Consider the following 18568-nt stretch of genomic DNA (forward strand, 5'->3'; position numbering starts at 1 on the left):
GGATCTCCCAGGAAGTCACCGTGCACAGCGATCACGCCCTCGTCGAAGCCCGGCTGCGCCGCTTCACCATCGATCACCTGACCCCTTCCATCTACCGGGACGCGCAGCCGCTCCAGGCCGCGGCCTGGAGCGTGCCGAGGGAGCCCGTGCCGTTCGACGAGGCCATCGGGCAGTCGTTCGAACCCGTTCCGCTCGGCTGGCGGTGGGGGCGCGCCTGGTCCACCGTCTGGTTCCGGATCACCGGCGCACTCCCTGCGTCGTGGAAGGCCGGCGCCCCGGCGGGGACGAGAGTGGAGGTCCTCGTCGACTTCGGCTTTAACCGCTCGCGCTCCGGCTTCCAGGCCGAGGGTCTGGTCTACCGGCCGGACGGCACGCCGATCAAGGCCATCGCGCCGTTGAACTCCTGGGTCGCGTGGAACCCCGCCGACGGCGACGTCGACCTTCTCATCGAAGCGGCGGCCAACCCCGATGTCGCAGGCGAGTACACCTTCGAGCCGACACCGCTGGGTGAGTGGGATGCTGCGGGCGACGACCCCCTGTACGAACTCCGTCAACTCGAGGTGGCACTGAGGGATGAGACCGTCTGGGAGCTGGTCCAGGATGTCTGGACCCTCACCGGGCTCATGGAGCAGCTGCCCGACTCGTCGTCACGGCGTCACGAGATCCTCCGTGCGCTCGAGACGATGATGGACGCCGTCGACCCCGACGACGTCGCGGGGACAGCCGAGAGCGGCCGGCAGATGCTTCGTGGTGTGCTCTCGGCGCCCGCGAGCGCGTCGGCTCACCGCATCCTGGCGACCGGCCACGCCCACATCGACTCGGCCTGGCTGTGGCCCATCCGAGAGACCGTGCGCAAGTGCGCGCGCACCTTCACCAACGTCACCGCCCTCATGGACGACGATCCCGACTTCGTCTTCTCGTGCTCGTCCGCCCAGCAGTACGCCTGGCTGAAGGAGCACCATCCCCGCGTCTACGCGCGCATCCGCGAGAAGGTCGCCGCCGGCACCTTCGTCCCGGTCGGCGGCATGTGGGTGGAATCTGACACGAACATGCCCGGGTCCGAGGCCCTCGCCCGACAGTTCGTCGCCGGCAAGCGCTTCTTCCTGGAGGAGTTCGGCATCGAGTGCGAGGAGGCCTGGCTCCCCGACTCCTTCGGCTACTCCGCCGCGCTGCCCCAGATCGTCATCGCCGCCGGGGAGCGGTGGTTCCTGACGCAGAAGATCTCGTGGAACCAGACCAACCGCTTCCCCCATCACACGTTCCGCTGGGAGGGCATCGACGGCACCCGCGTCTTCACCCACTTCCCGCCGGTGGATACCTATATCAGCGAGCTCTCGGGCGCGGAGCTCGCCCACGCGGAGCGGAACTTCAGCGAGAAGGGCCACGCGACGATGTCGCTCGTGCCGTTCGGGTGGGGCGACGGCGGCGGGGGCCCGACGCGGGAGATGCTGGCCGCCGCCCGGCGCACCGCCGACCTGGAGGGGTCGCCGCGCGTCACGGTCGGTGCGCCCCGCGACTTCTTCGCCGCGGCCGAGGAGGAGTACCCCGATGCGCCGGTGTGGGCCGGGGAGATGTACCTGGAGCTCCACCGCGGCGTCTTCACCTCCCAGCTGCGGACCAAGCAGGGGAACCGCCGCAACGAGGCGCTGCTGCGGGAGGCCGAGTTGTGGGCCACCACGGCCTCCGTCCGGCGGGGGCATCCCTATCCCGCGCAGCGGCTGCGCCGCGCGTGGGAAACGGTCATGCTGCTGCAGTTCCACGACATCCTCCCGGGTTCCGCGATCGCGTGGGTGCACCGCGAGGCCGAGGAGCGGCACGCCGCGGTGTCGGCCGAGCTCGCGGAGATCATCGCCGACGCCCTCGACGCGCTCGATCCCCTCGACGCGCTCGGTGCCGACGAATCGAGCGCGCACGATCGTGGCAGGGTCCGCGTGAACGCCAGCCCGTTTCCGCGCGCGGGCACCCCGGCTCTCGGAGCCGCCGTCGCGTCGGAGCCGCTCCACGAGGTCGAGGTGACCGGACCCGCTCGGGCTGATGACGACATCGTGCTCGACAACGGCCTCGTGCGGGTCGTGGTCGACCCGGACGGACACATCCGCTCCCTCGTCTCGCACGCGGACGGTCGTGACGCGGTGCCGCCCGGTGTGGCGTTCGGTGTTCTGCGGCTGCACCGCGACCTGCCGAATCTCTGGGACGCCTGGGACCTCGACGCCCACTACCGCCGGACCGTCACCGAGCTGACCACGCTCGAAGAGCGCACGGTCGATCGCGACGCGCACGGCGGTGCCGCGGTCGTCGTGGTCCGCCGCTTCGGCGCATCGTCGGTCCGCGAGCGCATCCTGCTGCGGCCGGGCGCGGCCGACCTCGAGCTCGCGTTCGAGATCGACTGGCGCGAGCGCGAGAAGATCCTCAAGCTCGCCATGCCGTTCGACGTCCACGCCGACAGGGTCGCCGCCGAGACCCAATTCGGGCATGTCTTTCGCCCCACCCACACCAACACCAGCTGGGACGACGCGCGCTTCGAGGCCTGCCAGCACCGCTTCCTCCATCTCGCGGAGCCCGGCTGGGGCGTCGCGGTGGCCAACGACTCTACATACGGGTACGACGTCGAGCGCCAGACCCGCGACGACGGCGGGACGACGACATCCGTCCGTTTCTCGCTCCTGCGCGCCGCGGTCTTCCCCGACCCCGACGCCGACCAGGGCCGGCATGTGCTGCGCTTCCGGGTGCGCCCCGGCGCCGAGGTGTTGGATGCGGTGGCCCTCGGATACGACCTCGCCTTCCCGCTTCGCGAGGCGCGTCGCCCCTTCGCGCCGCTGGTCTCGTCGACCGCGCCCTCGGTGCTCGTCGAGACGGTCAAGCAGGCCGAGGACGGCAGCGGCGATGTCATCGTCCGCGTGTACGAGGCGGGTGGGAGGCGCGCCCGCACGCGGATCGGCTTCCATGCGCGATCCGACTCGGTGCACCTCACCGATCTCCTCGAACGCGAACTCGACGGCGATGTGGGCTCGGTGCGCGCCACCGACGACGGCTGCGCGATCGACCTCGACTTCCGGCCCTTCCAGTTCCGCACGCTCCGCTTCTCGGGGGTGGGCGCATGATCGTCCGGCCGGAGCAGCCCCAGGCACTGGATGACCCCGGTCCGCCGATCGGCACCGCTCCCACGGTGGCGAGCTGGACCACGGATGCCGCCGAGTGGAACCTCGACGGCACGTGGGAGTTCCGGTGGTCGCCGTCCTCGGCGCATCAGCACAATGAGGCGTGGGGATCGATCCCCGTTCCGGCGAGTTTCGTCATGCCCTCCCTCGACCGCGACGCCGCTCCCGCGGGCGACCACGGCCGTCCGGCCTACACGAACAAGTGGTACCCGTTCCCCATCGATCCGCCGCGTCCGCCGGACGAGAATCCGGTCGGGGAGTATCGCCGGCGCTTCCCGCTCCCCGACCCGCCGGCGCGCGCCGAGTTGCGCTTCGGCGGCATCGAGGGTGCGGCCGAGGTCCGGCTGAACGGCGTGCTCCTCGGGTCGACGCGCGGGAGCCGTCTGCCGATGGCGTTCGACGTGTCGGGTCTGCTGGAGGCCGACAACCTCCTCGAGGTGCGTGTGCATCAGTTCAGTGCCGCGACCTACCTCGAAGACCAGGATGCCTGGTGGTTGCCGGGCATCATCCGGTCGGTGGTCCTGCGCGCTCGACCCGTGGGCGGCGTCCGCGACGTGCGGGTGCGCGCCGAGTGGACACCCTCAGGAGGGATGCTCACGGTCCTGCCAGAGCTCGACTCCGCCCTCGAGCCCGGGGCCGATGTCGCCATCGAGATCGCCGAGCTGGGACTGACGGTGCGAGCGGACCAGCCCACGCCCGTGCCCGACGCGCTCCCGTGGTCGGCCGAGGATCCGGTGCTCTACACCCTCCGTGTGCGCACGGCCACCGAGACGGTGACGCACCGGATCGGCTTCCGCACGGTGGGCATCGTCGACGGGGTGTTCCAGGTCAACGGCGTTCCGGTGTCGCTGCGGGGGGTCAACCGGCACGAACACCATCCCCGTCTGGGGCGGCACGTCCCGCCCGAGGTGGTGACCGCGGAACTGCTGATGATGAAGAGGCACAACATCAACGCCGTCCGCACCTCTCACTATCCGCCCGATCCGCTCTTCCTCGACCTCGCCGACCGCCTCGGGTTCTGGGTCGTCGACGAGTGCGACGTCGAGACGCACGGATTCGGCGAGATCGACTGGCGTGGCAACCCGATTGACGACCCGCGCTGGGAGCCGGCGCTGCGCGATCGCGTGGCCCGCATGGTCGAGAGGGACAAGAACCATCCCTGTGTCATCCTGTGGTCGCTCGGCAACGAAGCGGGCGAGGGAGGCAACGTCGCCGCGATGGCCGACGAGTTCCGCTCCCGCGACGACAGCCGCCCGATCCATTACGAGGGCGATCAGTCCAGCGCCCACGTCGATGTGTGGTCACGGATGTACGCCCATCCCGACGAGGTCGCCGAGATCGCCATCGGGGTCGAGCCCGCGCTCGCCGACGACGCGCTCGACGCGCGGCGCCGGGCGATGCCGTTCGTCCTCTGCGAGTACGCCCATGCGATGGGCACGGGTCCCGGGGGGCTCACCGAGTACCAGGACCTGTTCGACGCCCATCCACGCCTCATGGGCGGATTCATCTGGGAGTGGCTCGAACACGGCGTGCAGGTCGACAGCGACCGGGGCCCGGTGACCCGGTACGGCGGCGACTTCGGCGAACCGCTCCACGACAGCAACGACGTGATCGACGGACTGGTGTCGGCCGAGCGTCACCCACGCGCCCAGCTGACAGATCTCGCCCAGGTCTTCGCGCCGCTGCGGGTCACGATCGACGGCGCACATCTTCACGTGGTCTCGCGCCTGGACCACACGGATTCGTCGCGGTACGCCCTCCGCTACCGGATCGAGGATGCTGCGGGGGTGCGTGACAGCGGTCCGATCACCGCGCCGCCGCTTCCGCCGCGGGGCCGGGCGACGCTCGATCTCCCCCCGGTCCCGCCCTCGGCGGTGCTCACCGTCGAGGTCGTCCAGGTGGGGGAGACGGCCTGGGCGCCCGGCGGGTGGGTCGTCTCGCGCGTGTCGACCGCCGTTCCCGCGGGGATCGCGGCGCGGCGCCGCGGGGCGGCGCCGGCGCGCCGTCTCACCCTCGCCGACGTCGATCTCGACCCCGCGACGGGTGCGCTGCGGCGCCTCGGCGACCTGGAGGTGACCGACTGGCGGGTGATGCTCGACCGCGTGCCCACCGACAACGACCGGCACGCGGGATGGGACGAGATTCTCGACTTCTCGTACGCAGAACGGTGGCGGCTTCTCGGACTCCACGACCTGCGCACGCGCCTGGTCTCGATCGAGCGTGTATCGGTCGACGGCCCCGACGGCGAGATCCGTGTCCGCACCGTCGTAGGCGGGCCGGCGGTGGACGCGCGGGTGTCGTGCCGCTGGCGGTGGCGGGCCGTCGACGGGGGCATCCGTCTCGACCTCGCCGTCGACCCCGAGGGGCACTGGCCGGCGTGGACCGCGCACTGGGCGCGCGTGGGTGTGGGGTTCTCGCTCGCCGGCGAGGGCCGGCTGGAGTGGTGCGGGCGGGGACCGGGCCCCGCGTACCCCGACCTCGGACAGGCGGCGACGGCGGGATGGTTCGCCGGTACCGTCGCCGAGCTGCAGGAGCGCACCGTGCGGCCGCAGGAGGCGGGCGCACGGGCGGCCTCGTGGATGCGGGTCGAGGCCGGCGGGCGCGCGCTCGAGGTCGGGCTGGACACCACCTCGCCACGCGGGCCGGTGAACGATCCCGCGATCACCGTGCGTCCGTGGTCGGAGGCCGCCCTCTGGGCGGCGGCGCACGACGACGAGCTGATCCCCGACGGGCGCACCCATGTCGTGCTCGACCTCGTGCGCGCGGGGGTGGGCACGGCGCGGTGCGGTCCGGGTGTCCTCCCCGCCTACCGGCTCGAAGCGCAGCCCGTGCGCGGGTCGCTTGTGTTCTTCACCCCCGATGCGAACGGAGACCGTCATGACTGAACCCGATCCCTCCCCGGCCCTGGCGGATCCCGTCGACGATCGCGAACCCCGCGACATCCGCACCGGTGTCGACGGCATCGTCCTGCGGCTGTCGCCGATCGAGCGGGTGACGTTCCGGTCGTTCGTCGACTGCAACATGGCGGCGGCATGGGTGGGGGACCGGTTCCGCATCTTCCCCGGGAAGTACGGTGAAGACCCGGTCTGGGGCGAAGCCAACGACCTGAAGATCGGTGAGGGTGCCGGCGTGGGCGAGGCCTTCGCCAGTGAGCCCGAGGCCTTCCGCACGTCGGTCCTCCCGCCCAACGCACCGCCCGGCACGCCCGGCCTCCACGGCGCGATTTGGTTCGAGACGGTTTACCAGGATCCCCGGGACGCCTCGGGGAAGACCCTCTATGCGCTGTACCACAACGAGAACTACCCCGAGACGCTGCCGTACGATCCCGCGACTGGCGAAGGGATGAGCGATCGGGATTGGCCGCCGGGGCTGAAAGGCGATGACTCCATCCAGGCGGCCCCCCGGATCGGCATCATGCGGTCGGTCGACGGTGGTGAGAGCTGGGACGACCGCGGCATCCTGCTGGAGGACCGCGACGAGCGGATGATCCGTCTGCCCGTCAATCGCAACTACTGCTTCCCGGGCGGGGTGGGGGACCCGAGCGCCGTGGCCAGCGGCGACCACCTCTACGTCTTCTTCGGCGAGTACGCCTATCCAGAGCCGTTCGATGCGGCGACGTGGAGCGCGCAGGTCGAGGCATCCGGGCAGTGCGTGAGCGTCGCCCGCGTGGCGCTGGCGGACCTGAATGACCCGGCCGGAGCCGCTCGTCGCTGGGACGGCGAGGCCTTCGCGGCGCCCTGGGATGCGGCAGGTCAGCCCATCCGCGCACTCCGGATCGACCGGCAGGCCGGCGGCGGCGCGGTGTCGCAGGGCGACGAACGTTACTACTGGGGTCCCTCGGTCAGCTGGAACGAGCACCTCGGCGTCTGGGTCATGCTCATGGGCAGGGTCGACGGCGCGTTCTGGGTGGGCGACAGCATCTTCGTCTCCATCAACCCGAACGCCGATCTCGGTGAGGGGCGGAACGCCCAGGACTGGTCGCCGCCGGTCGAAGTCCTGCGCCGCCCGGGGCACACCCTGTGGTACCCCGCGTTGCAGCCGACCGACAGCGAGGAGGATCGCGCCGCGCGGCGCACCTCGGTGCGGCTCGGCCGCGAGGCCCGCTTGTTCGTGAAGGACATCACCGACTCCGACTCGGACTACGTGTGCGACTTCGCGGTGGAGTTCGTCCGCGAGACGTGATCGGCCACGGCCACGCGACGACGCACGGCTACGATGCCCCTAGCGGACGGAGGGGGATCGCATGACCGAGGTCGTGGGTGACGAACCGCGAATCGTCGGCAGCGACCGCGTTCTGGCCGTGCTCGCCGCGCTGGGATCCCACCCTCGGGGCGCGACCCTGGATCAGCTGAGCCACGAGGTCTCCAGCCCCAAGCCCACCGTCCATCGGGCGCTCGCGGCGCTCCGCCGCGCGGGGTTCGCCGAGCAGATCGACCGCGGCGTCTATGCGATCGGCGACGAGCTCCTCCGCATCGCATTCCAGACCGTCGCGGAGCGGCCGGATGTCGCCAGGGTCAGACCCGTGCTCGACGAACTGACGGCGACCTTCGGCGAGACGGCACACTACGCCGTCCTCGACGGAGCGGAGGTCGTGTACCGGGCGAAGACCGACCCGGCCGCCGGGGCGGTGCGCCTCACCTCGGTCGTCGGCGGACGCAATCCCGCCTATCGAACGGCGGTCGGGAAGTTGCTGCTGAGCGGCCGGGTGGGCAGTGAGGCGGACCTCCGCGCTCTCATCGGGGATGGCCCCCTCGAGGCGCGGACGTCCCGCACCCTCACCGACGTCGGCGCTCTCTGGCGAGAACTGGAGCTCACCCGGGAGCGGGGCTACGCCGTCGACGACCAGGAGAACGAACTCGGCATCACCTGCGTCGCCGTGGCGCTTCCGCCGGTCGACGGGGCAACGCCGGTGGGCGCCGTGAGCATCAGCGCCCTGGCCTTTCGCACGTCGCTGGCAGACCTCGTCTCGGCCGTGCCGAGGATTCGAGCCATCGTCGCCGGCGGCAGCGGCCCGCGCTCCCTCGCGGACGAGACCGCTCAGTAGACGGCGCGGCCGCCGCTGATGTCGTAGACCGAGCCGGTCGAGAAGCTCACCCGGTCGGACGCGAGCCACGCCACGAGTTCGGCGACCTCTCGCGGCTCGCCGACGCGCTTCATCGGGATGAGACTGGTGATGTGGGCCAGCACGTCGGGTGCGGTCGTGGCGTTCATCGGTGTGGCGATGACTGCGGGGGCGATGGCATTGACGAGGACGCCGGTGGTCGCGAGCTCCTTGCCCGCCGACTTCGTCAGGGCGATCACGGCGGCTTTGGACGCGGAGTAGGCAGCGAGGTTGGGATTGCCGTCCTTGCCGGCCATGCTCGCGAAGTTCACCACGCGGCCCCAGCCGCCCGACACCATGCCGGGGATGAAAGCGCGCATCATCGACACGACCCCGAGCACGTTGACCTCGAAGGTCGCCCGCCACGCGTCGAGTCCCGTCTCCACGAGGGGGAGGTTCGGTCCCACGATCCCGGCCGAATTGATGAGGATGTCGACGGCGCCGATCCGCCGCGCGAGGTCGGCGACCGCGGCTTCGTCGGTGACATCCACACGCTCGTCGACGTCGCCGACGCGGTCGACCCGGACGACCTCGACGCCGTCGGCGCTCAGCCTCTCCGCGGTCGCGGCACCCAGGCCCTGCGCCCCGCCGGTGACCACGGCGCGTCTCATCGCGGCCCCACCACGGTCTGGCGCTGCGCGCCGAGCCGGTCTATCGAGACGTCCATCACGTCTCCCGGGCGCAACCAGATCGGGGGTGTGTGGCCCATCCCCACCCCCGGAGGGGTGCCGGTGTTGATGAGGTCGCCGGGCTCGAGCACGAGGAACTGGCTGATGTAGTGCACGAGGAAGAACGGATCGAAGATCATCGTCGCGGTCGATCCGTCCTGACGACGCGTGCCGTTGACGTCCAGGCGCATGCCGAGGCTCTGGACGTCGGGGATCTCGTCGGGGGTCACGAGCCACGGACCGGCGGGGTTGAAGGTCTCGGCCGATTTTCCCTTCAGCCACTGGCCGCCACGCTCCATTTGGAACGCCCGCTCGCTGACGTCATTGACGACGGTGAACCCGGCGATGTGCCGGCGCGCGTCCTCTGGGCTCGCGAGGTAGGTGGCACGGGTGCCGATGACGATGCCGAGCTCGACCTCCCAGTCGAGCTTCTCGCCGCCCCGCGGCATCCGCACGTCGTCGTTCGGCCCGACGAGGGTGTTCGGCGACTTGGTGAAGAGGATCGGCTCGGCGGGAACCGCTTGACCGGTCTCGGCGGCGTGGTCGGAGAAGTTCAGCCCGACGCAGATGATCTGGTGAGGGCGCGCAATGGGGGCGCCGATGCGTTCGCCCGCGAGACGGTGCACCGCGCCGCGCGTGACACGGTCCGCCACGACGTGTCGCAGGCGGGCGATGCCGTCGCCCGCAAGGAAAGGTTCGTCGACATCCGCCGTCGCGTCGGAGACATCGACGTACTCCTCGTCGCCGACGAAGACGACCGGCCTCTCCGAACCGTCAGGGCCGAGCCGTGCAAGCTTCATGGCTCGAGTGTAGGGCTATTCCATTCTCCGAGACTAGTTTCCAAATATTGGAATAACGCCGAGTCTCCGTCAGCCCACGCTCTCCACCCGCGCGCCCGCGGCCGACTCCTCCGCGGCCAGACGATCGGCGGGGGTGACCCCGAACACGCGGTGCACCGCGGCGTCGAATACCCGGTCGGGCAGCAGCCAGCGGGCGAACACGATCGCCTTCGCGGCGAAGGGGACGGTGTACCGGATGCGCGGCTTCGCGGCATCCACGGCCCGCCCGATCGCCTCGGCGACGACCGCCGGCCCCGGCGCCCTCTCGGTGTCGGCCGCGCTCAGCGCCCGCACGAGCGCGTGCGCCTGCGGGCCGTATGCGGTCTCGCCCGAGACCTCGAGGGCGCTCCGCCGCGAGATCTCGTTCCACTCGGTGCGGATCGCCCCGGGACGGATCAGCACCACCCGCACCCCGTGCGGCTCGACCTCGACCCGCAGCGAGTTGCTGAGCCCCTCCACGGCGTACTTGGTCGCGTGATACCAGGCGCCGAGCGGCTCGTAGATGCGGCCCCCGATCGAGGAGATGTTGACGATCGTGCCCCGGCGCTGGCGCCGCATCGTCGGCAGCACGAGCTGGGTGAGCCGCGCGAGCCCGAAGATGTTGACCTCGAACTGGCGTCGCGCCTCGTCGATCGGCACGTCTTCGACCGCCCCGTACGAGCCGTAGCCGGCGTTGTTGACGAGCACGTCGATGCGCCCTCGATCATTCAGGATGCCGATGACGGCAGCCGTCATCGATTCGTCGTCGGTGACATCCAGGTGGATGACGCGGGCGCCGTGATCGGCGAGGTGCGCCATGCGCTCGACACGCCTCGCTCCCGCGTAGACGACGAATCCGCGGCGGATCAGTTCGAGGACGGTGGCCTCTCCGATTCCCGAGGATGCTCCGGTGACCAAGGCGACGCGTGAATCCATAGGGAACACAAAACCAGGTACTCCTGCATGTCTCCTCCGCGGATCTGGTGCGTTTGCCTAGCCTGGCCGAGTGGGGGAGCGGGCACGACGTCGACGCCGCGCTCGCCTGCGTCGCGCGGGGACGGTGCTGGGCGGCATCCTGTTCGTCGCAGCCCTCACGGTCGGGTGGCTCGCGCTCACGCTCGGGCCCCTCAACGGCGTCGCCCGGGCTGCGGCTCCCCTGACGCCCGCACCGGTCCCCGCCGAGGCCGCCCCGGCCCCTACACCCGCGGCGACGCCGCTCCTGCCCACCCCGGTGCTCGACGACGCGCCCGCCGACCCCGCCCCGCCTGCACCCCCGCCGCCGCCCACCGCCTGGGTGATCGGCGACTCGCAGGCCGCGGCCGAGGCGTCATGGGTGGCGCGCGCCCCGGCCGACCTCGGCTACGACGTCACCCTCTCCGCGCGCGGCGGCATCGGGTTCGTCGCCGCGCCGCCGGGCTCTGACGCCTCGGCGGGGCATCCGAGCATCCGCGATGCCCTCGCCGCCGGGCTGTGGCAACCGCCCGCCGATCCCGCGCTCATCGTCGTGCAGTCCGGCGGCAACGACCAGACCTTCCCGATCGAGCACGTGCGCGCCTCCGCCGAGGCCTCGCTCGATCAGCTGCGCACCACCTTCCCCGAGGCGACGATCGTCGTCGTCGGACCGCTCGTGCAGGTGGAGGCCTGGGCGCCCCAGCGCCGTGCCGTGAGCGCGACACTCGCCGAGGTCTCTGCGGCGCGCGGGATCGCCTTCGTCGACACGACCGGCTGGGTGGCGTCATCCGGTCTTTCGCCGTTCCTCGTCGACGACCGTCACTTCTCGCCGGCAGGGCACGACGCCCTCACGGGCATCTTCGTGCGCGCACTCGCCGGCGCAGGGGTGGGCGACCCCGCTGCGACGGCGCCGTCAGCAGCCTCCTGAGCCCGCGGCATCCGACTCGTCCGGCGTGCTCTCCGCACTCGTCAGCTCCGCGACGAGCTCCTGTGCGGCCGGCCAGTACGGCGCGTAGTGATCGGGCTGGGCGTTGATCTGGGTGCGGTGGGCGACGAGCGTCGGCTCCATCGCAAGGCGCTCGGCTTCGGGGACCTCGTCGAGCATCGCCCGGTAGAACATCGTCGCCGCGGTGTACGGATCCATGCGCGCCTCGCGCGGGCCCCATTCGTCCTGCTGCTGGAAGAGTCCGATCGAGGTCGTGGGGCTTCCGTCGGGGTTTCGCACCCCGTTGGTCTCCCAGTCGCCGTAGTCGAGGTTCCGCAGCGACGACTCGCCCATGGCGGTCATCACGGCGATGGTCTGGTCGCGCTCCGAGAGCCCGAGATCCCGACCCGCCCGGATGACGGTCGCGGCGTTCTCGCGCTGCTCAGCGGTCCAGGTGCGGCATTCGGGTGCGCTCCCGCGGGGCGAGAACAGCACCACGACGGCGATCACCGCGACGACGGCGACGGTGACGAGACCCGCGAGCACGGTCTGGATGCGGGATGCCGCGGAGGAGCGCACCCGCACATGGTGGCACCCGTTCCTGAGATCCACCCGCCGGGTATAGCCTGCCGCCGATGCGCCTTCGCCCGATCGATCTCGTGGACGTCTTCGTCTACCTCGTCGTGCTGGGCGTGTTCATTCAGCTCTTCCCCGAGGTCATCTCCGAGACCTTCCTCCTCGCTCTCCTCACCGCGATCCTGCTGAAGGTCGTGCTCGAAGTCGTGCTGTGGCTGAAGAAGCGGGTGGTCGCGCGCATCCGCGACTCGAGCACCGCGCTCACACGCTCGGTCAACGTCGTCGCGCTCGTGCTGATCGTGCCGGGCAGCAAGTTCGCGGTGCTGCTGCTGGTCGACCTCGTCTTCGGCGACGAGGTGCGCCTCGGCGGGTTCTTCGCCGTCACGGCGCTCATCATCGTGCTGACGCTCGCGCGGGCGGGCGTCCGCCGGCTGCTCACTCCGACGCCGGGCGACCCGGAGAGCGATCAGAGCTCACGGAGGTAGCAGAGCATCCGATAGTCCTCGCCGGGCTCGATGTTCACGAAGCCGTGCCGCTCGTAGAACCGGCGGGTGTCGTGATCGATCTCGTCGACGTTGATGTGCATCTCGCCGGCCCCGCGGCGACGCACCTCGTCGATCGCGGCCATGAGGACGCGGGTGCCGATGCCCTCGTCGCGCAGGGGCGGGCGCACGTAGAGCTCTTCGAGCTGGGCGAGCGGACCCCGGTAGTACGGCGTCGGCCGCAGTGTGAGGAAGGCGAAGGCCACAGCCGCGCCGGTGTCATCCTCGGCGAGGACGACCAGCACGTCGTCCCGAGGAAGGAGCGCGGCGAAACGCTCGCCGAAGAACGCGGCACCGGGGGTGGCCGATTCGAACTCGGTGTTGAAGTCGTGAAGCAGCGCGCCGACCGTCGCGGCATCCTCTTCGGTGGCGAATCGCACTGTGACCGGCGTCGGCATGGGTTCATCATTGCCGACGCCGGCGCGCGGCGGTAGCGTGCGGCGCGTGAGTCATCCGATCATGTTCGATGAGGCGGATGCTGCGCTGCGGCGCATCCGCGAGATCGCCCTGGCTTTGCCGGGTGCGGCGGAGCGGGTCTCGCACGGCCGGCCGAACTTCTTCACCACGAAGACCTTCTGCTACTTCGGCGGGTCGGAACGCGGCGACCAGGTGGGGGCGCGGCACGATCGCGCCATCCTCGTCCGGCCCGATCCGGTCGACGAGCCGGCCCTCCGGCAGGACCCCCGATTCTGGGAGCCCGCGTACCTCTGGCCGGCCGGGTGGCTCGGCGTCGACGTTCCGGCCGGCGACGCTCCGGATGCCGAGTGGGCCGAGGTCGCCGAACTCATCGACGCGTCGTACCGCGTCACGGCGCCGAAGAAGCTGGTGCGCGAACTCGATCTGAGGGGGACCGGCGCGGGCTGACCGCGATCGCACTCGTCCGCAACCCCTCGCCCGGCCGAGCCCGCGCCCCTAGAGTGCCCCCATGGGAGAGGATGTCGCACCGCAGGAGTTCACCCGCGCCGACCGCACCCGCCACCGTGAGAAGGTGCGGCAGAACCTCGACGTCTTCGCGCAGATGCTGCGCGAATCGCGGTTCGACACCGACGATCCGCTGACGGGGCTGGAGGTCGAGTTCAACCTCATCGACGAGGTCGGCGATCCCGCTTTCCGCAACGCCGAGGCGCTCGCCGCGATCGCCGACCCGGCGTTCCAGACCGAGCTCGGTCAGTTCAACATCGAGATGAACGTCCCTCCGGCGCGACTGCGCGGGGGAGGGCTGACGACGTTCGAGGACGGTCTGCGCCGCAGCCTCAACCGAGCCGAGGAGCGCTCGGCCGGTGTCGGCGCGCATCTGGTGATGATCGGCATCCTGCCGACCCTCGCCGAGGGGCATCTCACGCGCGAGACCCTGAGCGCCAACCCGCGCTACGCGCTCCTCAGCGAGCAGATCCTCGACGCGCGCGGGGAGGACATCGCGATCTCGATCACGGGTGCCGAGAAGCTCCGCACCACGGCCGATTCGATCATTCCCGAAGCGGCATGCACGAGTACGCAGTTCCACGTGCAGACCTCGCCCGACGACTTCGCCGCGTACTGGAACGCCTCGCAGGTGATCGCGGGCGTGCAGCTCGCCGTGTCGGCGAACTCGCCCTACCTTCTCGGTAAGGAGCTCTGGCGAGAGACGCGCATCCCGCTGTTCGAGCAGGCGACCGACACCCGCAGCGAGGAGCTGAAGGCCCAGGGCGTCCGGCCCCGGGTGTGGTTCGGCGAGCGGTGGATCACCTCGGTGTTCGACCTGTTCGAAGAGAACGTCCGGTACTTCCCGGCTCTTCTCCCCGTGGTCGACGACGAAGACCCGGCGGTCGCCCTCGACGAGGGCCGGGTGCCGTCGCTCGCCGAGCTCAAGCTCCACAACGGCACCGTCTACCGGTGGAACCGCCCGGTGTACGACATCGCCGACGGGATGCCGCACCTCCGCGTGGAGAATCGGCTGCTCGCCGCCGGCCCCACCGTCGCCGACATCATGGCGAACGCCGCGTTCTACTTCGGGCTCGTGCGCGCGCTCGCCGAGGATGAGCGGCCGCTGTGGTCGCAGATGTCCTTCAGCGCGGCCGAGGAGAACTTCCATGCCGGCGCCCGCGACGGCATCGATGCGCGCGTCTACTGGCCCGGGGTCGGCCAGGTGGCGGCGACCGAGCTCGTGCTCCGGCGCCTGCTCCCCCTCGCCCACCGCGGACTGGAGGCATGGGGTGTCGACACCGCCGAGCGCGAGCGCCTGCTGGGCATCATCGAGCAACGGTGCCTCACGGGTGTCACCGGCGCGGAGTGGTTCATCGGGCGCATGCACCAGCGCCGCGGCATGGAGCGCTTCGACGCCCTGCGGGCCACCCTGCTGGACTACACCGCCGGCATGCACACCAACGAGCCGGTGCACACCTGGGAGCGCTGAACGCCCTCGCCCGTCAGCGCGGCTTCTTCTCCGAGGTCTCGCCGCGCTTCCAGTAGCCCTTGATGACGGTCTGGTCTGCCGGCACGCCCCAGCGCTCGAGCAGCAGCTCACGACCGGGCTTGACGATCGACTGCTCGGCCGCGATGAACCCCAGGATGCTGCCGGTCGGCCGCTCCTCGCCGCCGAGGGCGCTCAGCCGCGCAGCCAGCGCCGACCCGGGTGCCGTCGTGCCGCGGTGCACCTGCTCGACGACGACACCCGCGGGCGCGTCGATCGGCAGCTCGTGGGCGGCGTCGGCCACCTCGACGAAGATACGCCCGCGCGCCTGGTCGTCCATGATCGCCGCGAAGCGGCGCATCGCGGGCACGGCGGTCTCGTCGCCCGCGAGCAGCCAGAAGTCGGGCCGGCCGTCGACGACCTTCGAGCCGCGCGGTCCGCGGATACCCGCGAGGGCCCCCGTCGGGGCGGTCGCCGCCCACGTCGACGCTGCTCCGGCTGTTTCCCCGACCGGATCGCCGTGCAGCACGAATTCCAGATCGAGCCAGTCGGAGCCCCACCGCGCCGGGGTGTATTCGCGGCTCGGCGCGGCGGCGAGCTCCTCGTCGGTGTGAGGGTCGCCGTCGGGGAAGAAGATGCGCACATGGTCGTCGGGTGCCGCCGAGACGAAGTCCGCCATGTCGTCCCCGATCAGCCGGACCCTCACATACCCGGGCGTGATCCACTCGCGTTCGGCCAGGCGAAGGCGGCGGAACCGCAGCTCGTGACCCTGCGGGCGGAAGGAGAAGGATGACTCGGGCATGGCGCTCTTTCGTTCGGGTTCTTCCATCCTCCCTCCGTTCTCACGGGCTTGCTTGATTCAAAGGTTTAGGGCTAAACTCATCACATGGATGCTCGGACCGTCTATGCGCAGATGCTGCGCTTCATCCACGCGGTGGCCCAAGAGGGGGCCGTGGAGCTCCGCGACTTCGACCTGACCCCGGCGCAGTTCCAGCTGCTGATGCAGGTCTCACGGCGCCCGGGTGTCGCTCAGCGCCAACTCGTCGAGGACTTCGGTGTCACCAAGGGCAACATCAGTCAACTCGTCAAGCGCCTCGAGAATGCGGGACTGCTGTCACGTAGTCGTGTGCAGGGGAGTGATGAGTTGTCCGTAACTGCCGCAGGTGAGGCGATCTTGTCCCGCGCGGTTCCGGCGCACGAGGCCTTCATGGCGGAGCGATTCGCCGCGCTGTCATCCGAGGAGCTCCGCACGCTCCATCGCTTGCTCGTCCGCCTCTCTCGCTGACAGCGAGCCCGTCTCGGCAGCGCGGGCGCAGGTCAGCATCACGAGTTCAGTCCTAAACAGAAAGGAAGACCATGACTCTTGCTTCATCCGAGGCCCGCCCCGTGACGCGTGTCCGCTGGGCACGCGCGGGCGTCGCGATCCTCATCGCGACCGCCTCCAACCTCCTCATCGCCCTCGCCGCCGCCGCCGCTCTCGATGCCGGTGACTTCACCGCTCTCCAGCCCGGCCCGGTCATCACCGTGACGGTCCTCGCGATGATTCTCGGAACCCTCTTCTTCGCTGTCCTCGCGCGCCTTACACGCAGGGCGCGAGGGTGGTTCGTGACCGTCGCGCTCGCTGCGGCTGTGGCCAGTCTGGTGGCTCCTATCTCACTCGCCGTCGCACCGAGCTCGTTCCCTGGCGCGACCACCGCGGCCGCGCTCGCGCTCATCCCGCTTCACCTCATCCCCGCCGCTGCGCTCGTGGTGGCACTCATCCCCGATCCGAAGGAGCAGAAGAAGTGATCGATCTCGCAGGAAGGAAGGCCGTCGTCACGGGCGGCACGGACGGCATCGGCGCGGCGACGGCCCTGGAGCTGAGATCCCGCGGCGTCGACGTCGTCATCGTCGGTCGCTCCCAGGCGAAGGCCGACGCCGTGATGGCGCGCGCCGCCGCACTGCCGGGGCCGGGGAGCATGCGGGCCGTCGTAGCCGACCTGAGCCTGATGCGAACGGCCCGCCAGGTTGCCGATGGGCTGGCAGCCGACCTCGGCAGCGTGGATCTGCTGCTCAATGCCGTCGGCATCCTCATCACGCGTCCGGCTCACACTGCCGAGGGCGTCGAGCTCGACTTCGCCGTGGGGTACTTGTCGCGCTTCGTTCTCATGGAGACCCTCGCCGCCCGAGGCGCCTTCACGCCGTCGACGAGGATCGTCACCATCGCAGCGTCCAGTCCTGACGTGCCGGCGTTCGCGCGCATGGAGTTCGACGATCTTGCCGCGGTGCGGGCCCGCACCGGCATGACCAGTCATGGTCAGGCGCAGTTGGCGAACGATCTCTTCACTGCTCGGGCGGCGGAGCGATACGGTGTCGTCGCGATCGGGTACGGGCCGGGGTCGGTCGATACGAACATCCGGCGCGAGGTGCCCGCGATCGTCCGCACGCTGATGAAGCCCTTCTTTGCGCGGAAGACGCGTTCGGCGGACGAGGTCGGACGACAGGTCGCCGACATCTTCGCTGACGAGACCCTCGTGTCGGGGGAAGCTGCGTTCTTCGATCGGAACGGCCGATTCGACATCGCCGCGTTCGTGGCCGACCCTGCGCGTCAGGACGACGTGCTGCGAGTGAGTGAGGAGCTGGCGCGAATAGCCCTCGCCGAACGCTGAGCGGCTCGCTCGGTCACTCCGCGGCGCCGCCCCCTGCCCCGTCGGCTTCGAACCTCAGGATGTCGCCGGGCTGGCAATCCAGCGCCTGGCAGAGCGCATCGAGGGTCGAGAAGCGCACCGCCTTGGCCCGGCCGTTCTTCAGGACGGCGAGGTTCGCGGGGGTGATGCCGATGAGGTCGGCAAGCGTGCCGACGGCCATCTTGCGCCGGGCGAGCATCACGTCGATGTCGACGATGATCGGCATCAGATCACCTCGTCGAGCTCGGCGCGGAGCCGCCCCGCTTCGACCTCGCGGGCGATGGCCTGCGTCAGCAGCATCCTCATCACCACCACCAGCAGGGCCATGCCGGCGAGCACGAGGGCGAAGCCCGAGATGAGGCCGATGATTCCGGGGGCTGCCTCGCCGAAACGGAGCACGACGGCGAAGGCGAAGGTGACGACGGATGCCGCGATCACCGCGCCGATGATCACGTCGACGTAGCGGAACGCGGCCGGGGTGAACACGGCGTCGCGGCGCACCATCGTCAGGAGGCGCCAGACGCAGACGGCGAAGACCTGGAGGGTCAGAACTCCGAGGACGACGAGAACCGCGATGCTCACCCGCGCCCACAGCGGAGCGCCGTCGAGGTCGATCCACAGCAGGGGCACGATGACCATCTGCACGATCAGCGACCCGACCAGCGACAGCGCGATGATCACCCGCAGCGCCAGAATCGTCTTCTTTCCCATTGCTTCCTCCTGTTGCTCGAGAGGAATCTATCGAAAGTCGATAAATCAGGCAACTCGAAGGCG

General features: G+C 70.4%; 19 protein-coding genes. 11 read left to right on the forward strand and 8 right to left on the reverse strand.

Annotated elements, in window-relative coordinates:
- The first annotated feature begins 20 nt into the window (after positions 1 to 20).
- From V6S02_RS00775 to V6S02_RS00790, 4 genes are all read left to right on the forward strand, one after another.
- Entirely contained in the window at positions 21 to 3101 is a 3081-nt protein-coding gene (locus tag V6S02_RS00775) for an alpha-mannosidase (RefSeq protein WP_336399461.1), read from the forward strand.
- Positions 3098 to 6043 carry a glycoside hydrolase family 2 TIM barrel-domain containing protein gene (locus V6S02_RS00780; protein WP_336399462.1) on the forward strand — a complete coding sequence of 982 codons (2946 nt, stop codon included), beginning with the start codon at positions 3098 to 3100 and terminating at the stop codon, positions 6041 to 6043. The genes V6S02_RS00775 and V6S02_RS00780 overlap by 4 nt, the downstream gene beginning before the upstream one ends.
- A complete protein-coding gene (locus tag V6S02_RS00785; protein WP_336399463.1) occupies positions 6036 to 7340 on the forward strand; it encodes a hypothetical protein in 1305 nt (434 codons plus the stop codon). Before V6S02_RS00780 ends, V6S02_RS00785 begins: the two co-directional genes overlap by 8 nt.
- Positions 7341 to 7401: 61 nt before the next feature.
- Positions 7402 to 8202 (forward strand): IclR family transcriptional regulator, encoded by an 801-nt coding sequence (locus V6S02_RS00790; protein ID WP_336399464.1) that lies wholly within the window; start codon positions 7402 to 7404, stop codon positions 8200 to 8202.
- On the opposite strand, the gene V6S02_RS00795 is transcribed toward V6S02_RS00790, so the two are convergent.
- The 3 genes from V6S02_RS00795 to V6S02_RS00805 form a co-directional block, all read right to left on the reverse strand.
- Positions 8196 to 8870: an SDR family NAD(P)-dependent oxidoreductase gene (locus V6S02_RS00795; protein ID WP_336399465.1), complete on the reverse strand. Its 675-nt coding sequence runs from the start codon at positions 8868 to 8870 to the stop codon at positions 8196 to 8198. The two genes, V6S02_RS00790 and V6S02_RS00795, sit on opposite strands and share 7 nt — an antisense overlap.
- Positions 8867 to 9727, reverse strand: a complete 861-nt coding sequence (locus V6S02_RS00800; protein ID WP_336399466.1) for a fumarylacetoacetate hydrolase family protein — start codon at positions 9725 to 9727, stop codon at positions 8867 to 8869. The genes V6S02_RS00795 and V6S02_RS00800 overlap by 4 nt, the downstream gene beginning before the upstream one ends.
- Before the next feature lie 69 nt (positions 9728 to 9796).
- Entirely contained in the window at positions 9797 to 10681 is an 885-nt protein-coding gene (locus tag V6S02_RS00805) for an oxidoreductase (RefSeq protein WP_336399467.1), read from the reverse strand.
- Positions 10682 to 10751: 70 nt separating this feature from the next.
- Between V6S02_RS00805 and V6S02_RS00810 the strand changes: the two genes are divergently transcribed.
- Complete coding sequence (locus V6S02_RS00810) at positions 10752 to 11624, forward strand: SGNH/GDSL hydrolase family protein (protein WP_336399468.1); 873 nt, start codon at positions 10752 to 10754, stop codon at positions 11622 to 11624.
- Here V6S02_RS00810 and V6S02_RS00815 read toward each other — a convergent pair.
- Positions 11610 to 12233 (reverse strand): peptidase M23, encoded by a 624-nt coding sequence (locus tag V6S02_RS00815; protein ID WP_336399469.1) that lies wholly within the window; start codon positions 12231 to 12233, stop codon positions 11610 to 11612. The two genes, V6S02_RS00810 and V6S02_RS00815, sit on opposite strands and share 15 nt — an antisense overlap.
- 23 nt (positions 12234 to 12256) lie before the next feature.
- Here V6S02_RS00815 and V6S02_RS00820 point away from each other — a divergent pair, with 23 nt between their 5' ends.
- The gene (locus V6S02_RS00820) at positions 12257 to 12682 is read left to right on the forward strand and encodes a hypothetical protein (protein ID WP_336399470.1); all 426 of its coding nucleotides are present in this window, start codon (positions 12257 to 12259) and stop codon (positions 12680 to 12682) included.
- On the opposite strand, the gene V6S02_RS00825 is transcribed toward V6S02_RS00820, so the two are convergent.
- Entirely contained in the window at positions 12664 to 13137 is a 474-nt protein-coding gene (locus V6S02_RS00825; protein ID WP_336399471.1) for a GNAT family N-acetyltransferase, read from the reverse strand. The two genes, V6S02_RS00820 and V6S02_RS00825, sit on opposite strands and share 19 nt — an antisense overlap.
- Positions 13138 to 13183: 46 nt before the next feature.
- On the opposite strand from V6S02_RS00825, the gene V6S02_RS00830 reads away from it, so the two are divergent.
- Positions 13184 to 13603 (forward strand): MmcQ/YjbR family DNA-binding protein, encoded by a 420-nt coding sequence (locus V6S02_RS00830; protein ID WP_336399472.1) that lies wholly within the window; start codon positions 13184 to 13186, stop codon positions 13601 to 13603.
- A 61-nt stretch (positions 13604 to 13664) separates the two neighbouring features.
- On the forward strand, positions 13665 to 15131 hold the full coding sequence (locus V6S02_RS00835) for a glutamate-cysteine ligase family protein (protein ID WP_124291656.1): 1467 nt from the start codon (positions 13665 to 13667) through the stop codon (positions 15129 to 15131).
- A 13-nt stretch (positions 15132 to 15144) separates the two neighbouring features.
- Here V6S02_RS00835 and V6S02_RS00840 read toward each other — a convergent pair whose 3' ends face one another.
- A complete protein-coding gene (locus V6S02_RS00840) occupies positions 15145 to 15930 on the reverse strand; it encodes a siderophore-interacting protein (protein WP_336399473.1) in 786 nt (261 codons plus the stop codon).
- An 84-nt stretch (positions 15931 to 16014) separates the two neighbouring features.
- On the opposite strand from V6S02_RS00840, the gene V6S02_RS00845 reads away from it, so the two are divergent.
- From V6S02_RS00845 to V6S02_RS00855, 3 genes are all read left to right on the forward strand, one after another.
- Positions 16015 to 16413 (forward strand): MarR family winged helix-turn-helix transcriptional regulator, encoded by a 399-nt coding sequence (locus tag V6S02_RS00845; RefSeq protein ID WP_336399474.1) that lies wholly within the window; start codon positions 16015 to 16017, stop codon positions 16411 to 16413.
- 71 nt (positions 16414 to 16484) lie between these two features.
- Entirely contained in the window at positions 16485 to 16916 is a 432-nt protein-coding gene (locus V6S02_RS00850; protein WP_336399475.1) for a DUF6069 family protein, read from the forward strand.
- Positions 16913 to 17776, forward strand: coding sequence for an SDR family NAD(P)-dependent oxidoreductase (locus V6S02_RS00855; protein WP_336399476.1), 864 nt, complete (start codon positions 16913 to 16915; stop codon positions 17774 to 17776). Before V6S02_RS00850 ends, V6S02_RS00855 begins: the two co-directional genes overlap by 4 nt.
- Positions 17777 to 17789: 13 nt before the next feature.
- Here the strand turns inward: V6S02_RS00855 and V6S02_RS00860 are convergent, their stop codons facing one another.
- Both V6S02_RS00860 and V6S02_RS00865 read right to left on the reverse strand, forming a co-directional pair.
- A complete protein-coding gene (locus V6S02_RS00860) occupies positions 17790 to 18020 on the reverse strand; it encodes a helix-turn-helix domain-containing protein (RefSeq protein ID WP_336399477.1) in 231 nt (76 codons plus the stop codon).
- The gene (locus V6S02_RS00865) at positions 18020 to 18505 is read right to left on the reverse strand and encodes a DUF2975 domain-containing protein (protein ID WP_336399478.1); all 486 of its coding nucleotides are present in this window, start codon (positions 18503 to 18505) and stop codon (positions 18020 to 18022) included. The genes V6S02_RS00860 and V6S02_RS00865 overlap by 1 nt, the downstream gene beginning before the upstream one ends.
- Positions 18506 to 18568: the final 63 nt, after the last annotated feature.

Source organism: Microbacterium sp. CCNWLW134, from assembly GCF_037083565.1.
GTDB lineage: Bacteria > Actinomycetota > Actinomycetes > Actinomycetales > Microbacteriaceae > Microbacterium.

Excerpts from the sequence above, each read along its gene's own strand:
- V6S02_RS00835 (WP_124291656.1), top strand. The coding sequence starts at position 13,665 with ATGGGAGAGGATGTCGCACCGCAGGAGTTCACCCGCGCCGACCGCACC.
- V6S02_RS00840 (WP_336399473.1), bottom strand. The coding sequence starts at position 15,930 with ATGCCCGAGTCATCCTTCTCCTTCCGCCCGCAGGGTCACGAGCTGCGG.
- V6S02_RS00785 (WP_336399463.1), top strand. The coding sequence starts at position 6,036 with ATGACTGAACCCGATCCCTCCCCGGCCCTGGCGGATCCCGTCGACGAT.
- V6S02_RS00790 (WP_336399464.1), top strand. The coding sequence starts at position 7,402 with ATGACCGAGGTCGTGGGTGACGAACCGCGAATCGTCGGCAGCGACCGC.
- V6S02_RS00845 (WP_336399474.1), top strand. The coding sequence starts at position 16,015 with ATGGATGCTCGGACCGTCTATGCGCAGATGCTGCGCTTCATCCACGCG.
- V6S02_RS00800 (WP_336399466.1), bottom strand. The coding sequence starts at position 9,727 with ATGAAGCTTGCACGGCTCGGCCCTGACGGTTCGGAGAGGCCGGTCGTC.
- V6S02_RS00780 (WP_336399462.1), top strand. The coding sequence starts at position 3,098 with ATGATCGTCCGGCCGGAGCAGCCCCAGGCACTGGATGACCCCGGTCCG.
- V6S02_RS00865 (WP_336399478.1), bottom strand. The coding sequence starts at position 18,505 with ATGGGAAAGAAGACGATTCTGGCGCTGCGGGTGATCATCGCGCTGTCG.
- V6S02_RS00820 (WP_336399470.1), top strand. The coding sequence starts at position 12,257 with ATGCGCCTTCGCCCGATCGATCTCGTGGACGTCTTCGTCTACCTCGTC.
- V6S02_RS00805 (WP_336399467.1), bottom strand. The coding sequence starts at position 10,681 with ATGGATTCACGCGTCGCCTTGGTCACCGGAGCATCCTCGGGAATCGGA.
- V6S02_RS00860 (WP_336399477.1), bottom strand. The coding sequence starts at position 18,020 with ATGCCGATCATCGTCGACATCGACGTGATGCTCGCCCGGCGCAAGATG.
- V6S02_RS00850 (WP_336399475.1), top strand. The coding sequence starts at position 16,485 with ATGACTCTTGCTTCATCCGAGGCCCGCCCCGTGACGCGTGTCCGCTGG.
- V6S02_RS00795 (WP_336399465.1), bottom strand. The coding sequence starts at position 8,870 with ATGAGACGCGCCGTGGTCACCGGCGGGGCGCAGGGCCTGGGTGCCGCG.
- V6S02_RS00825 (WP_336399471.1), bottom strand. The coding sequence starts at position 13,137 with ATGCCGACGCCGGTCACAGTGCGATTCGCCACCGAAGAGGATGCCGCG.